This window comes from Methylobacterium sp. J-077 (assembly GCF_022829365.1).
Classification (GTDB): domain Bacteria; phylum Pseudomonadota; class Alphaproteobacteria; order Rhizobiales; family Beijerinckiaceae; genus Methylobacterium.
In genome coordinates, this window is sequence record NZ_JAKSYJ010000235.1 from 50,618 (window position 1) to 66,695 (window position 16,078).

Genomic DNA, 16,078 nt, shown 5'->3' on the forward strand with positions numbered 1-16,078 from the left:
CGAACCGGCATCTCCTGCAGGGTGGGGAAGGCTCGGCCTCAAGCCTCGGCCAGCACCACCGCCCGCGGCGGCGGCAGCTTAGCGCGCAACTCCCGGGTCACCGCCGGCGAGGCCGCCACGGTGCCGAGATTGGCGTAGGTCTCGTGGTTCTTCTCGATCGCCGCGAGGTCGTAGAGGTAGTTCACCATCAGCCCGTGCGACTGGGCCAAGCCCTTCTTCGACGTGTCGCCGAGGAAGTTGATCCGGTCCAGGCGGGCGCCGTTGCCGAGGTGGAACCGGGCCACCGGGTCGAGCGGGCGCCCGCGCTCGTTCTTGGCGCGCAGGAAATAGGCGGCTGCGGCCGGGATCAGCGCCTTGCGCACCGCGTCGGCCCGGGCCTTGTCGGCGGGCCAGTCCGGGTCGTCCAGCGCCCGCAGCACCTCCACGTCCTCGGGCAGCAGCCCCTGCGGGCTGTCGGCCCGGCGCTCCCGGGCGAGCCAGGCGGCGAAGCCCGGCACCGGCGAGAGGGTCACGAAGGTCTTGAGCGAGGGCACCTCGCGGGTGAGGTCCTCGACCACCTGCTTGATCAGGAAATTGCCGAAGGTGACGCCGGCCAGCCCCTTCTGGCAGTTGGAGATCGAGTAGAAGATCGCCGTGGTCGCCGCCCGCGGCTGCAGCGGCTTGCGCTCCCGCGACAGGATCGGGGCGATGGCCGGCGCGACCTGTTCGGTGAGCGCCACCTCCACGAAGATCAGCGGCTCGTCGGAGAGCGCCGGGTGGAAGAAGGCGAAGCAGCGCCGGTCCGGCGGCTCGATCCGGGCGCGCAGGTCGTCCCAGCCGGAGATCGCGTGCACCGCCTCATACCGGATGATCTTCTCCAGGATATGGGCGGGCGTGGTCCAGTCGATGTGCCGCAGCACCAGGAAGCCCCGGTTGAACCAGGAGGCGAACAGGTGCTCGAAATCGGAATCGAGGCTGTCGACGGCGTCCAGCACGGCGGGGTCGGCTTCATCGCCGGTGCGCAGCGCCTTGCGCAGGTCGAACAGGTCCTCGCGCATCCGCACGAGGCTGAGCGTGCCGCCGCGGGCGAGGTTGAGGCGGCGGATCAACTCCTGGCTGCGCGGCTCGGCGGCTTCGTGCAGGGTGGCGAGGCGGGCCCGGGTCGGGTCGGACCGGTAGGCGGCGATCGCCTCGTCGACTGCGGCGTGGTCCGCGTCGAAATCCAGCGCGATCGCCCGCAGGAAGGCGTGGCGCTCCGCCTGGCCGAAGCTGGCGTAGCGGTCGAGGATCAGCCGGGCCAAAGCCACCCCGGAGGCCTCGCCGCGCCGGGAGATCAGGTCCTCGCACAGCTTGACCAGCTCGCCCGCATTGGCCCGGCCGCCGATGTCGCCGCGCCCGATCCCGATCAGGTCGCGGCCGCGCTCGCTGATGGTCTGGAGCAGGTCGCCGAAGAAGGAGATCGCCGCCATGACCCTCGCACTGACCCCTGTCGGACCGGACCCGAAGCGCACCCGGACCCGCGACGCCGGCTCGTCGATCGGAGGCGCGCGGACCTGCCGAACCGGAACGAGCCGGGCCTGTTCAGGCCGGTCGGCTCAGATCCGCGGTTCCGCCTGCCATTCTACGGCGGCACGGGCGCGGCGACCAGAGCTTGAGCGGCCGCGGAGCGCCCCAAACGTGCAGCCTGCGGTCGCGTTACGACGGTGATGTGACGGGCCGGTCCCGTCCGGTCAGAGCCGCTCGGCCACGGTGGCGAGGTCGGCCAGCTCCCGCCAGTCGCCGAGGCCGTGCTGGCGGGCGAAGCGAAGTTCGGCCGCCCGGCGGGCGCGCTCCGGATCGCGGGCCCGCAGGATCGCGACGGACCCGATCGTGAAGGGCACCCCGAGGATTTCTTTGGCAAACTCGACGCGGTAGTTCGGCATCCCGTACTCCCTGCTGCGGTGGTTCCGGACGCGGCCGCACGGAACGAACCCGGCCCCGAAACCGCATCGGGCTGACGAACCAGCAAGTTTGGGTTCGACGCCCGGGACGCGGACGGCCGGAACCGCGTCGATCGCATATGGTGCGAGCCGTTGGCCGGTGAAGGGGCGCGGGGCGTGACCGAGGGCTGCAGCCCCGGCGCTTGCCGGAGGACGCGCCCTGCCCGTATCGGTCTCAGCCCTCCCTTCCCGACACGGATCCCACGATGGCCCCCATGACGGCCCTGAAGCGGCGGCACGCCTGGCCGCCCCCGACCCTGTCGTGACGACCCCGCTCGACGCGAAGGCCCGGCTCGGCCTGACGCTGATCGCCGGCGGGGCGGTCGCCAACATCTATTACAACCAGCCGCTGCTCGGGCTGATCGTGTCCGAATTCGGCGACGCCGCGGCCCTGTGGGTGCCGACCACGGCGCTCGTCGGCTACGGGCTCGGCATCATCGGGCTGGTGCCCCTGGGCGACGCCCTGCCCCGCCGTCGCCTGATCGTCTGGCAATGCCTCGGCCTCGCAGTGGCGCTGCTCGCCGTGGGCCTCGCCCCGAACCTCGCCTGCCTGGCGCTCGCCCACCTCGTCGTCGGCGTGCTCGCCTGCGCGGCGCAGCAGGCGGTGCCGTTCGCGGCCGAGCTCGCCCCCGATGCGAGCCGCGGGCGGATCGTCGGCCAGGTGATGACCGGGCTGCTCACCGGCATCCTGCTCGCCCGCACGGCGAGCGGGTTTCTGGGGGCGCATCTCGGCTGGCGCGCGGTGTTCCTGGCCGCCTCGCTGCTCGCCCTCGCCATGGCGGGCATCGCCCGGGCGACCCTGCCGCACACGCCCCAGACCCATCCCCTGCGCTACCGCGCGCTGATGCTGTCGATCCTCCATCTCGCCCGGTCGCAGCCGGTGCTGCGCACCGCGAGCCTGTCGCAGGCGCTGCTGTTTGCCGCGTTCAACGCCTTCTGGGCGACCCTGGCGCTGCTGGTGGAGAACCCGCCCTTCGGGCTCTCCGCCGCCGGGGCGGGTTTGTTCGGGGTGATCGGCGTCTGCGGCGCCTTCGTGGCGCCCTTGTCGGGCCGGTTCACCGACACGCGCGGCGCGAAGCCGGTGGTGCTCGGCGGCAGCCTGATGGTCGCCCTGTCGTTCCTGGTGCTCTGGGCCGGAGGCACGTGGTCGCTGGTCGCGGTGGCGTTCGGCGTCCTGCTGATCGATATCGGCATGAATGGCGCGCTCATCGCCAACCAGACCCGGGCCTACGCCCTGGTCCCCGGGGCGCGGGGCCGGATCAACACCGTGCTGTTCACGACCCTGTTCGTGTTCGGGGCGCTCGGCGCCTTCGCCGGCTCGCAGGCCTTCCTGGTGGTCGGCTGGCCGGGGGTCTGCGCGGTGGGGCTGGCCTTCTCGGCGCTCGCCGTGCTGGTGGCGGCCCGCGATCCGCACGGGCCGGCGACGCCGGCTACTTGAGCACCCGCGACAGGCGGCACCACGCCGCCTTCCCGGCCGGCAGGCCGAAGCGCAGGCGCGCGGGCCGCTCGGGGAAGCGCCGGACCGCGATCCCGGCTTGCGCGAGCCGCCGGTACAGGCCCGGCCCGTCGGGGAAATCGGCGGTGCGGAACAGGCTGGTGCCGCCGACGATCGTGCCGCCACCGCGGGCGATCAGCCGGTCGAGGCGCTCCGCATCCGCCGCCCGCGCCCGGGCGGCCTCCGCGCGCCACGCCGTATCCGACAGGGCCGCCCGCCCGATCGCCAGGGCCGGCCCCGACACCGCCCAGGGGCCGAGCGCCGTGGCGATCCGGTCCGCCGTCCCGGGGTCGGCGATCGCGAAGCCGAGGCGCAGGCCGGCGAGCCCGTAAGTCTTGCCGAAGGAGCGCAAAACCACGAGCCCCGGCTCTGCATGCGGGCACAGGCTCGACACCGGCTCAAGATCCGCAAAAGCCTCGTCCGCGACCAGCAGGCCGCCGCGGGCTCGCAGCGCGTCCGCCAGGGCGAGGCGCTCAGGCCGCGGATGGGTCCGCCCGTCCGGGTTGTTCGGATCGACCAGCACCACCACGGCCGCGTCGCCGGTCGCCGCGATGCCGTCGACCGGCGTCACCGCGTGCCCGGCCCGCACCCAGGCGGCTTCGTGCTCGGCATAGGTCGGGCCGATGACCGCGACCCGGGTCGGGGCCACGAGCCGGGGCAGGGTCTCGATCAGGATCTGGGTGCCGGGGGCGGACACGACATGGGTCGCATCGGGTGCGCCGTAGGCCGAAGCAGCCGCCTCCCGCAGGGCTTCGACCTCGGCGGCGGCGGGGAGCCGCGTCCAGGCGCTGGCCTCCACCGGCGGCACGGGATACGGGACCGGGTTGATCCCCGTCGAGAGGTCGAGCCAGGGCTCCGGCGCCTCGGGAAAGGCGCGACGCAGTTCTCCGAGATCGCCGCCATGGGGGATTGTCCCCGGCTCCGGAGCGGAATTCCAGAAACGATGGTCCATCCGCCCGATACGCTCGCCATCCTCGCCCTCGCCCTCGGGATCGAGGCGGCGTCCGGCTACCCGGACGCGCTCTACAGGGCCATCGGCCACCCTGTCACCTGGATCGGCCGGCTGATCTCTTGGCTGGAACGCGGCCTGAACCGCGGCTCCGAGCGCCGCCGCCGGATCGCCGGCTGTGTCGCGCTGGTGCTTCTTCTGGCGGTCACGGGGCTGCCGGCCTGGGCGCTCACCGGGCTCAGCCTCTGGGCCGGCCCCTTCCCCGCCCTCCTGCTCCTCGGCCTGCTCTGCGCGAGCCTGCCGGCGCAGCGCAGCCTCAACGACCATGTCGCGGCGGTGGAGACCGCCCTGCGCGACGGCGGCCTGGAGGCCGGGCGCCGGGCCGTGGCGATGATCGTCGGGCGCGATCCGGACCAGCTCGACGCGCCGGCGGTCTGCCGCGCCGCGATCGAGAGCCTGGCGGAGAATTTTTCCGACGGGATCGTGGCGCCGTCCTTCTGGATCGGCGGCCTCGGCCTGCCCGGCGGCGCGCTCTACAAGGCGATCAACACCGCCGACAGCATGATCGGCCACCGCACCCCGCGCTACGCCGCCTTCGGCTGGGCCGCGGCCCGGCTCGACGATCTGGTGAACCTGCCGGCCTCGCGGCTCGCCGGCCTGCTGATCGTCGGGGCGGCCGGCCTGCGCGGCGCCGATGCGCGCGGCGCGCTCCGGGCGATGGCCCGCGACGCCGGCCGCCATCGCTCGCCCAATGCCGGCTGGCCCGAGGCCGCCATGGCCGGGGCGCTCGGCCTGCGGCTTGCCGGCCCGCGGGTCTACGGCGGTACCCGCGTCCCCGACGCCCATATGGGCGACGGACGGGCCGAGGCCACGGCCGACGACATCGCCCGGGCGCTGACCCTGTACCGCACGGCCTGCCTGCTCCAGGGCGGCCTCGTGCTGGCGCTGCTCGCCCTCGGGCTCGTCGTCATGGGCTGACCCGGCGGCGCGGCCTCGCTACGGTCGCCCGAGGGACCAAGGAGAAGCCGATGCGCGCGGTGTTCGTCGATGCCAGCGAGACCCTGGCGGCGGTGGCGCGCCGCCTGCTGCGGCCGGACGATCCGCCCTTCACGATCAACCTCCGGCCCGACATCACCCCGGAGGACCTGCCCGGCCTGCTCGCCGGGGCGGAGATCGCGGTGATCGACCACACCGCCCTCCCCCTCGACGTGGCCCGCGCCTGCCCGGACCTGCGGCACGCAGTGTTCCTCGGCACCGGCGCGCGCAGCTACATGGACCCGGAGGCGCTCCAGGCCGAGCTCGGCATCACGGTCCACACCATCAAGGGCTACGGCGACACCGCGGTGGCGGAATGCGCCTTCGCGCTGCTCTGGGCCGCCGCCCGGGGCCTGCCCGAGATGGACCGGGCGATGCGGGCGGGGCGCTGGCTCCGCACCGAGGCGATCCAGCTCACCGGCAAGACGATCGGGCTCATCGGCTTCGGCGGGATCGCGGCCGAGATGGCGCGGCTCTGCCGCGGCGCCGGCCTGCGGGTGCTGGCCTGGAACCGGACCCCGAAAACGCATCCGGAGGTCGCATTCGTGCCTCTGGAGCAATTGCTGGCCGAGAGCGACGTGGTCTCGCTCCATCTGCTCCTGACCGACGAGACCCGTGGCTTCCTGTCGGCCGCCCGCATCGCTGCCCTCAAGCCCGGCGCGATCCTGGTCAACACCGCCCGGGGCGCGCTGATCGACGAGCCCGCCTTGGTGGACGCCCTCCGCGCCGGGCGGATCGCCCGGGCCGGGCTCGACGTGTTCACGGTCGAGCCGCTGCCCGCCGACCATCCGCTGGCGTCCCTGCCGAACGTCGTCCTCTCGGCGCATTCGGCCTTCCGCACCCCGGAGGCCAGCGACAACCTGATCGGCGCCGCCCTCGACCACTGCCGGCGGATCGCCGCCGGCTGAGGGTCAGTGTTCCGTACCCGGCATATTCGCCCGCGGTGCGCCGCCATGGTCGCGGATCACGCTCGAGCGTTCCGGAGAGCCCTTGGCGTCGGCGACCTGCTTCCGGGCCGCTGCGGCCAGAAACCAGACCCCGCCCAGGGTCCCCAGGGCGAGAAACAGAAGCGGAATGCCTTCACTCATCGCGGTATCCTCCTCGACGATGTTCCGCAGGGGCGCGGGATTGCATCATCATGCCGGATGAACCAGCATTATGAAGGATAACGCACGGATTCGACCGATGTTCAGGCCGTCCGAGCTACCGTCGGCGCCGCCGCGCGTTTGGCCGCGTCTCGCCGCAGGGCGGAGAGTACGATGAACATCAGTCCGGCGCCGATCGCCAGGCAGGCGGACAGGAACAGCATCGGCACGAGGTCGCTCTGGGTCTGGTCGCGGATGAACGGGACCATGTTCTGCGCGACGAACCCGCCGAGATTGCCCACCGAGTTGATCGCCGCAATCCCGGCCGCCGCCGTGGCCCCGCGCAGGAAGGTCGCGGGCATCGACCAGAACACCGGCTGGGCCGAAAACGTCCCGGCCGCCGCCACGCACAGGCAGGCGAACTTCACGGCGTTGCCCGGCAGGACGACGCTGAGCGCGAGGCCGGCCGCTCCGACCAGGGCCGGCCCGACTACGTGCCAGGTCAGGGCGTTGCCCTGGGCGCCGGTGCGGGCGGCGTGACGGGGGACCCACCACAGGGCGAAAGCCGTGGCCACCCACGGGATGATGTTGAGGAGGCCGTTGGTCAGGTTCGAGACCCCGAACCCCTTGACCACCGTGGGCAGCCAGTAACCGAGGCCGTAGGCGGCCAGCGGCAGCGAGACGTAGACCCCGGCCAGCATCAGCACGCGCTTGTCGAGGAGCGCCGCGAACGGATTGCCGTGATCCACGAGGCTGCCGCCCTCCCGCTCGGCCCGGAGCGTGCGGGCGAGCCAGTCGCGCTGGTCCTGGGACAGCCAGGGCGCCGTCTCGGGCCCGTCCGGAAGGATCAGCAGCACGATCGCGGTCATCACGATCGCCGGCACCCCCGTGGCCAGGAACACCCATTGCCAGCCAGCCAGCCCCAGGACCCCGTCGAGGCCGAGCAGCGCGCCGCCGATCGCCGCCCCGACCGCGTTGGCCACCGCGCTGGCGATCATGAACAGGCCGACCATCCGCGCCCGGTGCGCCTGCGGGAACCAGAGGGTGAGCGCGAACAGCACGCCGGGGAAGAAGCCGGCCTCGGAAACACCGAGCAGGAAGCGCAGCATGTAGAACATCGTGGCGTTCTGGGTGAAGCCGAGCAGCAGCGTGACGACGCCCCAGGTGAACATGATCCGGGCGAACCAGATCCGGGCGCCGACCCGCTCCAGGAACACGTTGGCGGGCACCTCGAACAGGAAGTAGCCGAGGAAGAACAGCGATGCGCCGAGCCCGTAGGCGGTCTCGCTGAGCCCCAGGCTGCCGACCATGTCCAGCTTGGCGTAGGACACGTTCTGCCGGTCGATATAGGCGATCAGGTAGAGCAGGCCGAGCAGCGGCATCAGCCGCAGGGTCACCGTGCGGACGGTGCTCTCGGCAAACGCCTCGTCGACCGGGGGCTGCGTGGGGGGCATCTGGCGTTCCTCTGGACCCGTGCGGCCCCTCGTGGCGAGGGCCGGCATTACCCAGAGTAATCCCTGGCCCGGCCCTCGCCTACCGGGCAAGCGCCAGGAGCCGGTCGCAGTCGACATGGGCCGCGATGTGTCGCGCGAGGTCGTCGAGGGCCGCCTCGACCCCGGCCTCGTAGCCGGATCCCTCCGAGATCGTGCCGAGGCGGGCGAGCCAGGCGGCGCGCTGGGCATCGTGCGCGAACAGGCCGTGCACGTAGGTCCCGGCCACCAAGCCATCCGCCGAGACCGCCCCGTCGGTGCGCCCGTCGGAGAGCCGCAGCAGCGGCCGGGCCGCGTCGGGGCCCTGGGTCGTGCCGATATGCATCTCGTAGCCCGAGAACGGCACCGCATCGGCCAGGCTCGTGCCGGTGGCTTCGGCCAGCCGCTTGTCGGGTGTCATCACGGTCTCGACGTCGAGGAGCCCGAGGCCCGGCACCGTGCGCGGCGCCCCCTCGATCCCGTGCGGATCGGCGAGGGATTTTCCCAGCATCTGGTAGCCGCCGCAGAGCCCGAGCACCCGGCCGCCCCGGCGGACATGGGCGCGCAGGTCGATATCCCAGCCCTCTCGGCGGAAAGCCTCTAGGTCGTCGATCGTGGTCTTGGAGCCCGGCAGCAGCACCAGGGCGGCCTCCGCGGGGATCGGCGTTCCGGGCCGCACCAGCACCACCGACACGCCGGGCTCGGCGCGAAGCGGGTCGAGATCGTCGAAATTGGCGATGCGCGGCAGCACCGGCACCGCCACCGTGACGGTCCCGGCCGGGCGCGGCCCGGAGCCCGCGAGCCCGAGCACGTCCTCGGCCGGCAGGCGCGCGGCCGCGGGGAAATGCGGCACGAGGCCGAGCGCCGCCCATCCGGTCCGCTGGGCGATCAGCCGCATCCCGTCGGCGAACAGGCTCGGGTCACCGCGGAAGCGGTTGACGATGAAGCCAGCGATCATCGCGGCGTCGGCGGGATCGATCACCACCTTCGTGCCGACCAGGCTCGCGATCACCCCGCCCCGGTCGATGTCGCCGACCAGCACCACCGGCGTGTCGGTGGTGCGGGCAAAGCCCATATTGGCGATGTCGCCGGCCCGGAGATTCACCTCCGAGGCCGAGCCCGCGCCCTCGACCAGCACGAGGTCGGCTTCCGCGGCCAGGTGCGAAAAACTTTCCAGGACGGATTGCATCAGCCGGGGCTTCCAGGCCTGGTAGTCGCGGGCCTTCACGGTGGCGACCATCCGCCCCTGCACCACCACCTGGGAGCCGACCTCGCTCTGGGGCTTCAGCAGCACCGGGTTCATGTGCACGGAGGGCGGCACCCGGGCGGCCCGGGCCTGGAGTGCCTGGGCGCGCCCGATCTCGCCGCCATCCAGGGTGACGGCGGCGTTGTTCGACATGTTCTGCGGCTTGAACGGGCGCACCGCCAAGCCCCGGTCGGTGAAGGCGCGCGCCAGCCCCGCCACCAGCAGCGACTTGCCGACATCGGAGCCGGTGCCCTGGATCATCAGGGCCTTTTTCGGGCGCGGGCTCAGAACTCGATCCCCTCCTGGGCCTTCACGCCGGCGGAAAAGTGGTGCTTCACGCTGCCCATCTCGGTGACGAGGTCGGCGGCCTCGATCAGGGCCGGCTTGGCGTTGCGGCCGGTGACGACGACGTGCAGGTCCGGCCGGCGGGCTCGCAGGGCGGCGACCACGGCGTCGAGGTCGAGATAGTCGTAGCGGAGCGCGATGTTGAGCTCGTCGAGGACGAGCAGGCGGATCGTGGGATCGGCCATCAGGCCCTCGGCCACGGCCCAGGCGTGGCGGCAGGCGGCGATGTCCCGGGCCTTGTCCTGGGTCTCCCAGGTGAACCCCTCCCCGAGCGTATGCCAGGCGACCCGGTCGCCGAAGGCCGCGACCGCGTGGCGCTCGCCCGTGTCCCAGCCGCCCTTGATGAACTGCACCATGCCGACCCGCCAGCCGCGGCCGAGCGCCCGCAGCATCAGCCCGAGCGCCGCCGTGCTCTTGCCCTTGCCGGGGCCGGTATGGACTAGGAGCAGGCCCTTCTCGACGGTCTTCCCCGCCACCTCGGCGTCCTGCACGGCCTTGCGCTTCTCCATCTTCTCGCGGTGGCGGGTCACGTCGTCGCTCATGCGGGCGCTCCTGGTTTGACGATGAGCGGCAGCCCGGCCACGGTGAGCACGACCCGGTCGGCCCGGGCGGCGAGCCGCTGGTGCAGGCGCCCGGCCTCGTCGCGGAAGCGGCGGGCGAGCGCATTGTCCGGCACGATCCCGAGCCCGACCTCGTTGCCGACCAGCACCAGCGGCCCCGGCGCCCGCGCACAGGCGGCGAGCAGCCGAGCCACGGCATCCTCCAGGTCGGCCTCCGCCAGGATCAGGTTGGTGAGCCAGAGGGTGAGGCAATCGACCAGGACGGGCCCCTCCGCGGCCGCCACCGCCTCCGGCAGGGCGAGCGGCACGTCGCGGGTGCGCCACGGCTCGGCGCGCCGGGCGCGGTGCTGGCCGATGCGCGCGACCATCTCGTCGTCGAAGGCCTGCGCGGTGGCGAGATACAGCCACGGGCCGGGGCAGGCCTCGATCAGCCTCTCCGCGTAGGCGCTCTTGCCGGAGCGCGCCCCGCCGAGGACGAGGGTCATGCGGGGCGGGATCTGCACCATGCCCCTCCATCGCTCCAACCCGCCCCGCGGTCAAACCGGAGCCCGCATGCGGATCGACGGTTGCCGGACGCCCCGCCGCCGACTATAGAACCCCGGCCTAACCAAAGCGCCCTTCGTCTAGCGGTCCAGGACGTCGCCCTTTCACGGCGAAAACACGGGTTCGATTCCCGTAGGGCGCGCCAACAAAATCAAGCACTTAACTCAAATTTTGGCCCTGTGACGGCGGGTCGTACGGAAAATATACGGAAAATCTGTCGAGGTTCGTGACCATTCGTGGGGATCCGCGGGTGTATGATCCTCACGGTGCCACTCGCTCGGATTGCCAGTCCCGCAGCATCATCCTGACCGCTCCCGGCCCTCGTCCGTCGATCACCCCAAATGCGGCCACAGGTCTCTGGTCTGTTGACCCAAAGCCGGGCCGGGCCGAATGCCATTTCGATGCCGACCGGTGGGCGGGCGATGTGGATCGAGCACCGCGCCCGATGAGGCTGTGCGGCAACATGGGCTACGGCCCCTGCTCCTACAGGCACTCTGTGCGACGCGCAGGAGTTTGAACGACCTGCGGTCGGGACATTATCTATCATTGTCTCCGCGAGGCCTGAGGTGCAAACGCAATGCAAATCGGGATGTCAGCGGTTGCTGCGCGTACTCCATCCGTTGGGGTCGACGCGGGCCGTGCGTCGGTCCGCCGCGACGAAATCGGCGCGCAGCTGTAAATTTTCGGGTGGCTTACGGGAAACCCTCTCCGCGGCTCCGTACGAGCCGCGGAGACGTCGATCCCATGCCCCACGCCATCACCACTGACCTCACCTCGACGCCGACTCTGACCGCCCGTTCGAGGACGAGACGATCAGCCTGATCGCCCTCGTCACCCTCCTGTCCGCCCCCGCCTTCGCCTGGGCACCGCTGGAGGGCCGCTTCCAGAGGCAGGGCAAGAGCAGGCTCGAACTTCAGGTCTATGCGCTCGGCACAGACGAACTGAAGGACAAGCATCTCGTCGTCGCCGAGACCGCGATCCCGAACGCTTGCACCGGCGAGGTCCGCGGCGTTGCAGGCCTACCGCGAAGAAGCGAGTGCGAGGATGGGCCGACAGAGATTCGTGATCTGTTCTCGTAGCGACGGAACGAAGCTTTGCTGTACGCTCACTGTGCAACGTTAGGTGGAATTCGTGGCTTTCCGCTTCATACACACAGCCGACTGGCAGATCGGCAAGGCTTTCGCGAATTTCACCGGTGACCCGGGCGCCGACTTGCGCGGACAGAGGATCAAGACCGTCGAGCGCATCGCCGAGGTCGGGTGGGCGAACGAGGTCGACGCCATCCTAGTGGCGGGCGACGCGTTCGACAGCAACGACGTCTCGGAACGCACGTTGGTGCGCACCGTCGAGGCGTTAAAGCCCTTCCAGGGCACATGGGTCTTCCTCCCCGGCAACCACGACGCCGCCCTCGCGCACAGCGTCTGGACCCGCCTACGCGGCATGGACCTGCCCAGCAACATCGTGATCGCGGATCGCCCTATCCCCGTGGATCGATGGCGGGGACGCGCTACCGTGTTGCCGGCGCCCCTACGTCGGCGCCGCGAGGCGCTCGACCAGACGGAGTGGTTCGATGTCGCCCCCTCGCCCGAGGATAGTTGCCGGATCGGGCTGGCGCATGGCGCAGTCGCCGGCCGGCTGCCCGACAAGGCCGATTCCGCTAACGAGATCCCTCAGGACCGGGCGGCGAAGGCCAGGCTCTGCTACCTCGCCCTGGGCGACTGGCACGGGGCGCTCAAGATCGCCCCCCGCACCTGGTATGCGGGAGCGCCCGAGCCCGACCGCCACAAGGCCAATGCCTCCGGCCTCGTTCAGCTGGTTGAGCTCGACGGGGTCGGCGCGCCGGAGCGGGTCGATGCGATACCGGTCGGGCACTATTGCTGGATCCGCCTCGATGTCGAGTTGCTCGACGGCACCTGCGGGAAGGCGCTGCAGGCGCTCGACGCGTTGACGCAGGAGCATCGATGCTGCGTCATCCACCTGCTCCTGAGTGGAAGCGTCAGTCTCGGCGAGCGCCGGCGCCTCGAGGCCGAGCTCCGCCGATGGGAGGCGCGGGTCCATCACCTCGAGGTCGATGACACCGCCCTGCGCGACGAACCGACCGCGGACGACCTCGATGCCATCGACACCGCCGGATTCGTCCGGCTCGCCGTCGAACGCCTCCGCCTGAAGGCGTCCGATCCGGCGCATCCGGAGCGGGACACGGCGCGCACGGCCCTTCGCATGCTCTACCTCGACCACCTCGGGACCTCGGACGCCTGACGCCATGCAGCTCCGCCGAATCGAGATCCGCGACTTCCGCAAGCTCGGCCACGTCGTCGTCGACGGATTGGAGGACGGCCTGAACGTCATCGTCGGTGACAACGAGGCCGGGAAGTCGACCGTCCTGGCGGCCTTGCGCGCGGCCCTGTTCGAGCGCCATCGCATCTCCGGTGACGTCGCCAACGCGATGTTGCCCTACAATCAGGCGGTTCGGCCGGAGATAGCCATCGACTTCGAGGTCGCGGGTCTAGCCTGGCGCCTACGCAAGGCTTTCTGCCAGAAGCCGGAGGCCGAGCTACGGGGACCCGGCGAACGATACCTCAATGACGACGCGGAAGAGCGCCTCGCCACCCTTCTCGGGTTCACCCACCCGGGCCGGGGCGGTTCGAAGCCCGAGGAGCACCAGGGGATCTATGGACTCTGCTGGGTCGACCAGGGGGCCGCGCATCGGTCGCTTGGCGTGGGCGCGGGTCGCGAGAGTGTCGCCTCGGCGCTCGAGAGCGAAGTCGGGCAGATGGTCGGCGGGGAGCGCGGTCGGGCACTCCTCGCAAAGGCGGAGGGGCGACGCAACGCGGCGTGGACCCAAACCGGCCGGCCCCGCGGGATCCTGAAGGGCCTCCAGGATGAGGTGGCATCTCTCGGCGCCGAGCGCGACGGCCTACGCTCCCGCCTGGCTGGCCTCCACGAGAAGGTGGAGAAGCTCGGTGCCGTGCACGCCGCGATCGAGCGTATCGAGCGCGAGGAGCGGCTGCCCCGCGCGGTCGCGGCCCTGGAGAAGGCCCGGGCGGACGCGTCCCGCGTCGACGAGATGCGCGCAGCGTGCGCGCAGGCGGGAGCGGAGGCCCGGAGGACGGAGCGCGAGCGCGACAACGCGGCGGAGCGCTCGGCCGCGCGCCAAGCCCTCGTGGCGAAGGCGACGCGGGCCAAGGCCGAGCTGGCCGAGGCCGAACGGGTCGCCGAGCAGGCGAGGACCATGTCCGCCGGGCGCGACGGCGCCGTCCGCCTGGCCTACAAACGTCTGGCGGTCGCGAGGGCCGCGCATGCCGCCGCCGTGGATGAGGCCGCCGCGACCGAGGCGGCCCTGGGCCGGCGTCGGGATCTCGAGAGCCTACGGGGGCTCGAGGCGCAGCTCGCGCTGGCGGAGGCTGCGGAACGGAGGCGCCGCGCGGCGGCCGCGCGCGCCGCGAACATCTCGATCACGAAGGCGCAGGTCGCCGATCTCGAGCGCATCGAGGCGGAGTGCGCCCGGGCCCGCTACCAACTCGAGGCGGCCAGCGTACGCATCGAGTTCCGGCCCGAAGGCTCGGCTGTCGTTGCCGTGGACGGGCTTCCGCATCCGGCGGAGAGCGAACTCCTGCTGACCCGCGACGCATCCCTGCATCTCCGCGGATTCGGGACGTTGACGGTGCGACCGGGCGGCGGCGTCGAAGCCCTGGCTCATGCCGCGGAACGCCTCGAAGCCGCGTTCGCAGAGGCTCTGCGGGCGGTCCGCGCGGAGAGCGTCGCGGCGGCGGCGGACGCGCTTCGGGCTCGAGACGACGCGACCCGAGATGCCGACGCCGAGCGCAAGGCGGTGGAGGCTGCTGCGCCGCGGGGCCTCGATCCGCTGCGGGACGAGACGGACCGCCTGCGGTCTTCTGTAGGGCAGCCGCTGCCCCCGGACGTCTCGGACCGGCTCGCGACGGCGACGCCGTCCGTCCTCGCCGACAGGCGTCGGGTGGTTACGGAGGCTCGGGACGCGGTCAGGGGCATCGAGTCGGACGTCGAGGACCTGCGTACCGTGCGGGACCAGGCCGCCACGGAGGCGGCTACCCTGGTCGAGAGGGCCGCGGCGGCCCGACGCGACTACGAGGCGGGGCTGCGGGAACTCGCCGAGGTGCGTGCGCAGTCGACGGACGACGAGTTGGCCACGCAGGTGGCCGAGGCTGTAGCGTTCCTGGCGACGGCGTTGGAGGTGGAGACCGAGACGCGCGCTGCCGCAGACTCGGTCGATACCGGATCCGAGCTACTGCTGCAGAAAGCCGAGCGGGCGGAGCGGTCCGTCAGGGAGGACCTGGAGCGCCAGAGGCAGGCCCAGCGGGAATTGGAGGTCGAGCTGAGAACCTTGGGTCGCGACGGGTTCGGGGAACAGCTCGCCGAGGTGGAAGGCAAGTTGGAGCGAGTCAGGCTACAGGCGGAGGCGAAGGAACGCGAGGGCAGCGCGGCGCGCCTGCTTCACGAGACGCTGCTGGAAGCGCAACGCGAATCCAAAGATCGCTGGCTCGGCCCGGTGCGAGAACGTGTCAGGCCCTACCTGCGCCTGATCCAGCCGGACACCGAGGTCGTCCTGAACGAGGACACCCTCGAGCTGACCGGCTTCGTGCGCGGAGGGCATCAAGAGCCGTTTACGGCATTGAGCGTCGGTGCTCGGGAGCAAGTCGCCGTGATCACCCGGCTGGCACTCGCCGAGATCCTGCTCGGGTCGGGCAAGCCTTCGGCCGTGATCCTCGACGACGCGCTGGTTAATACGGACGAGGGCCGCCTCGAGCGCATGCACCTCGTGCTGCACCGCGCGGCGCGGAACCTGCAGATCCTCGTGCTCACCTGCCGGGAAAGGGACTTTGCGCAGTCGGGTGCCACGATCCGGCGGATGGCCTGATATCCAGTCAGTACGCAGGACCGTCGAAGCTTATCTGCCGTAATACGATACGGTTGACGTCAGGAAGTTCGTGACCGGCGGGTACGTCAGCGTCTTGGACTCAGGCGACCGGACGGCGCTTTGACGCACAGCTCGGCGTGTCGAGCGCGTGTCCCACCGGCTACATCGCATCGAACCCCTTTCTGCGTGCGCCTAGACCCCAGGCAGACCCCACCGGCTGCACCGCCATCCCCCCCCCCTGTCCCTCCCGGCCGTACGCCCCACCACCAGCCTCTGTCAGCCGCTGTCCGATGGTCGGCGCCCTCACGCCGCATTGGTTGCGGTTCACTCCTCCGCCCGTTCCAGGAACCCCATCCTGTCAAAAGGCGTTGGAATGGGACCCCGGATCGGCGTGCAATTGGGACCCCTTCGCAAGCTGGGTACGGTACGGTGCGGCTGAGCTGATCCGACGTCCAGCTTTGGCGTCGTAGGCGCTGGCCTCAGGCGCGGTTCTTGA

13 protein-coding genes and 1 tRNA gene are annotated in these 16,078 nt (G+C 71.4%); 6 read left to right on the top strand and 8 right to left on the bottom strand.

Annotated features, from left to right (window positions below):
- Nucleotides 1–38 precede the first annotated feature (38 nt).
- Complete coding sequence (locus MKL11_RS29615; RefSeq protein WP_243950314.1) at nt 39–1,448, bottom strand: malonyl-CoA decarboxylase; 1,410 nt, start codon at nt 1,446–1,448, stop codon at nt 39–41.
- A gap of 261 nt (nt 1,449–1,709) precedes the next feature.
- Nucleotides 1,710–1,901, bottom strand: a complete 192-nt coding sequence (locus MKL11_RS29620; protein WP_243950317.1) for a hypothetical protein — start codon at nt 1,899–1,901, stop codon at nt 1,710–1,712.
- A gap of 319 nt (nt 1,902–2,220) precedes the next feature.
- Between MKL11_RS29620 and MKL11_RS29625 the strand changes: the two genes are divergently transcribed.
- Nucleotides 2,221–3,396, top strand: a complete 1,176-nt coding sequence (locus tag MKL11_RS29625; protein WP_243950319.1) for an MFS transporter — start codon at nt 2,221–2,223, stop codon at nt 3,394–3,396.
- Here the strand turns inward: MKL11_RS29625 and cobD are convergent.
- Complete coding sequence (cobD, locus tag MKL11_RS29630; protein WP_243950322.1) at nt 3,389–4,405, bottom strand: threonine-phosphate decarboxylase CobD; 1,017 nt, start codon at nt 4,403–4,405, stop codon at nt 3,389–3,391. The two genes, MKL11_RS29625 and cobD, sit on opposite strands and share 8 nt — an antisense overlap.
- On the opposite strand from cobD, the gene cbiB reads away from it, so the two are divergent.
- Nucleotides 4,397–5,380, top strand: coding sequence for an adenosylcobinamide-phosphate synthase CbiB (gene cbiB, locus MKL11_RS29635; RefSeq protein WP_243950324.1), 984 nt, complete (start codon nt 4,397–4,399; stop codon nt 5,378–5,380). The two genes, cobD and cbiB, sit on opposite strands and share 9 nt — an antisense overlap.
- Before the next feature lie 50 nt (nt 5,381–5,430).
- A complete protein-coding gene (locus MKL11_RS29640; RefSeq protein ID WP_243950326.1) occupies nt 5,431–6,345 on the top strand; it encodes an NAD(P)-dependent oxidoreductase in 915 nt (304 codons plus the stop codon).
- A gap of 3 nt (nt 6,346–6,348) precedes the next feature.
- Here the strand turns inward: MKL11_RS29640 and MKL11_RS29645 are convergent, their stop codons facing one another.
- The 5 genes from MKL11_RS29645 to cobU form a co-directional block, all read right to left on the bottom strand.
- Nucleotides 6,349–6,525: a hypothetical protein gene (locus tag MKL11_RS29645; RefSeq protein WP_201025797.1), complete on the bottom strand. Its 177-nt coding sequence runs from the start codon at nt 6,523–6,525 to the stop codon at nt 6,349–6,351.
- A gap of 101 nt (nt 6,526–6,626) precedes the next feature.
- On the bottom strand, nt 6,627–7,976 hold the full coding sequence (locus MKL11_RS29650; protein WP_243950328.1) for an MFS transporter: 1,350 nt from the start codon (nt 7,974–7,976) through the stop codon (nt 6,627–6,629).
- A 79-nt stretch (nt 7,977–8,055) separates the two neighbouring features.
- Nucleotides 8,056–9,498 (bottom strand): cobyric acid synthase, encoded by a 1,443-nt coding sequence (locus MKL11_RS29655; protein WP_243950330.1) that lies wholly within the window; start codon nt 9,496–9,498, stop codon nt 8,056–8,058.
- 23 nt (nt 9,499–9,521) lie between these two features.
- A complete protein-coding gene (gene cobO / locus MKL11_RS29660; RefSeq protein WP_243950332.1) occupies nt 9,522–10,124 on the bottom strand; it encodes a cob(I)yrinic acid a,c-diamide adenosyltransferase in 603 nt (200 codons plus the stop codon).
- On the bottom strand, nt 10,121–10,648 hold the full coding sequence (gene cobU, locus MKL11_RS29665) for a bifunctional adenosylcobinamide kinase/adenosylcobinamide-phosphate guanylyltransferase (RefSeq protein ID WP_243950334.1): 528 nt from the start codon (nt 10,646–10,648) through the stop codon (nt 10,121–10,123). Before cobU ends, cobO begins: the two co-directional genes overlap by 4 nt.
- Before the next feature lie 106 nt (nt 10,649–10,754).
- On the opposite strand from cobU, the gene MKL11_RS29670 reads away from it, so the two are divergent.
- The 3 genes from MKL11_RS29670 to MKL11_RS29680 all read left to right on the top strand — a co-directional run bounded on the left by MKL11_RS29670 (nt 10,755) and on the right by MKL11_RS29680 (nt 15,582).
- A tRNA-Glu gene (locus MKL11_RS29670) sits at nt 10,755–10,830 on the top strand.
- A 986-nt stretch (nt 10,831–11,816) separates the two neighbouring features.
- Nucleotides 11,817–12,944 (top strand): exonuclease SbcCD subunit D, encoded by a 1,128-nt coding sequence (locus MKL11_RS29675; protein WP_243950336.1) that lies wholly within the window; start codon nt 11,817–11,819, stop codon nt 12,942–12,944.
- Between the two features lie 4 nt (nt 12,945–12,948).
- Nucleotides 12,949–15,582 carry an AAA family ATPase gene (locus MKL11_RS29680; protein WP_243950338.1) on the top strand — a complete coding sequence of 878 codons (2,634 nt, stop codon included), beginning with the start codon at nt 12,949–12,951 and terminating at the stop codon, nt 15,580–15,582.
- Nucleotides 15,583–16,078 lie beyond the last annotated feature (496 nt).

Coding starts and splice junctions, on each gene's coding strand:
- MKL11_RS29650 (WP_243950328.1), bottom strand. CDS start 7,976: ATGCCCCCCACGCAGCCCCCGGTCGACGAGGCGTTTGCCGAGAGCACC.
- cobD (WP_243950322.1), bottom strand. CDS start 4,405: ATGGACCATCGTTTCTGGAATTCCGCTCCGGAGCCGGGGACAATCCCC.
- cbiB (WP_243950324.1), top strand. CDS start 4,397: ATGGTCCATCCGCCCGATACGCTCGCCATCCTCGCCCTCGCCCTCGGG.
- MKL11_RS29640 (WP_243950326.1), top strand. CDS start 5,431: ATGCGCGCGGTGTTCGTCGATGCCAGCGAGACCCTGGCGGCGGTGGCG.
- MKL11_RS29680 (WP_243950338.1), top strand. CDS start 12,949: ATGCAGCTCCGCCGAATCGAGATCCGCGACTTCCGCAAGCTCGGCCAC.
- MKL11_RS29645 (WP_201025797.1), bottom strand. CDS start 6,525: ATGAGTGAAGGCATTCCGCTTCTGTTTCTCGCCCTGGGGACCCTGGGC.
- MKL11_RS29655 (WP_243950330.1), bottom strand. CDS start 9,498: ATGATCCAGGGCACCGGCTCCGATGTCGGCAAGTCGCTGCTGGTGGCG.
- cobO (WP_243950332.1), bottom strand. CDS start 10,124: ATGAGCGACGACGTGACCCGCCACCGCGAGAAGATGGAGAAGCGCAAG.
- MKL11_RS29620 (WP_243950317.1), bottom strand. CDS start 1,901: ATGCCGAACTACCGCGTCGAGTTTGCCAAAGAAATCCTCGGGGTGCCC.
- cobU (WP_243950334.1), bottom strand. CDS start 10,648: ATGGTGCAGATCCCGCCCCGCATGACCCTCGTCCTCGGCGGGGCGCGC.
- MKL11_RS29615 (WP_243950314.1), bottom strand. CDS start 1,448: ATGGCGGCGATCTCCTTCTTCGGCGACCTGCTCCAGACCATCAGCGAG.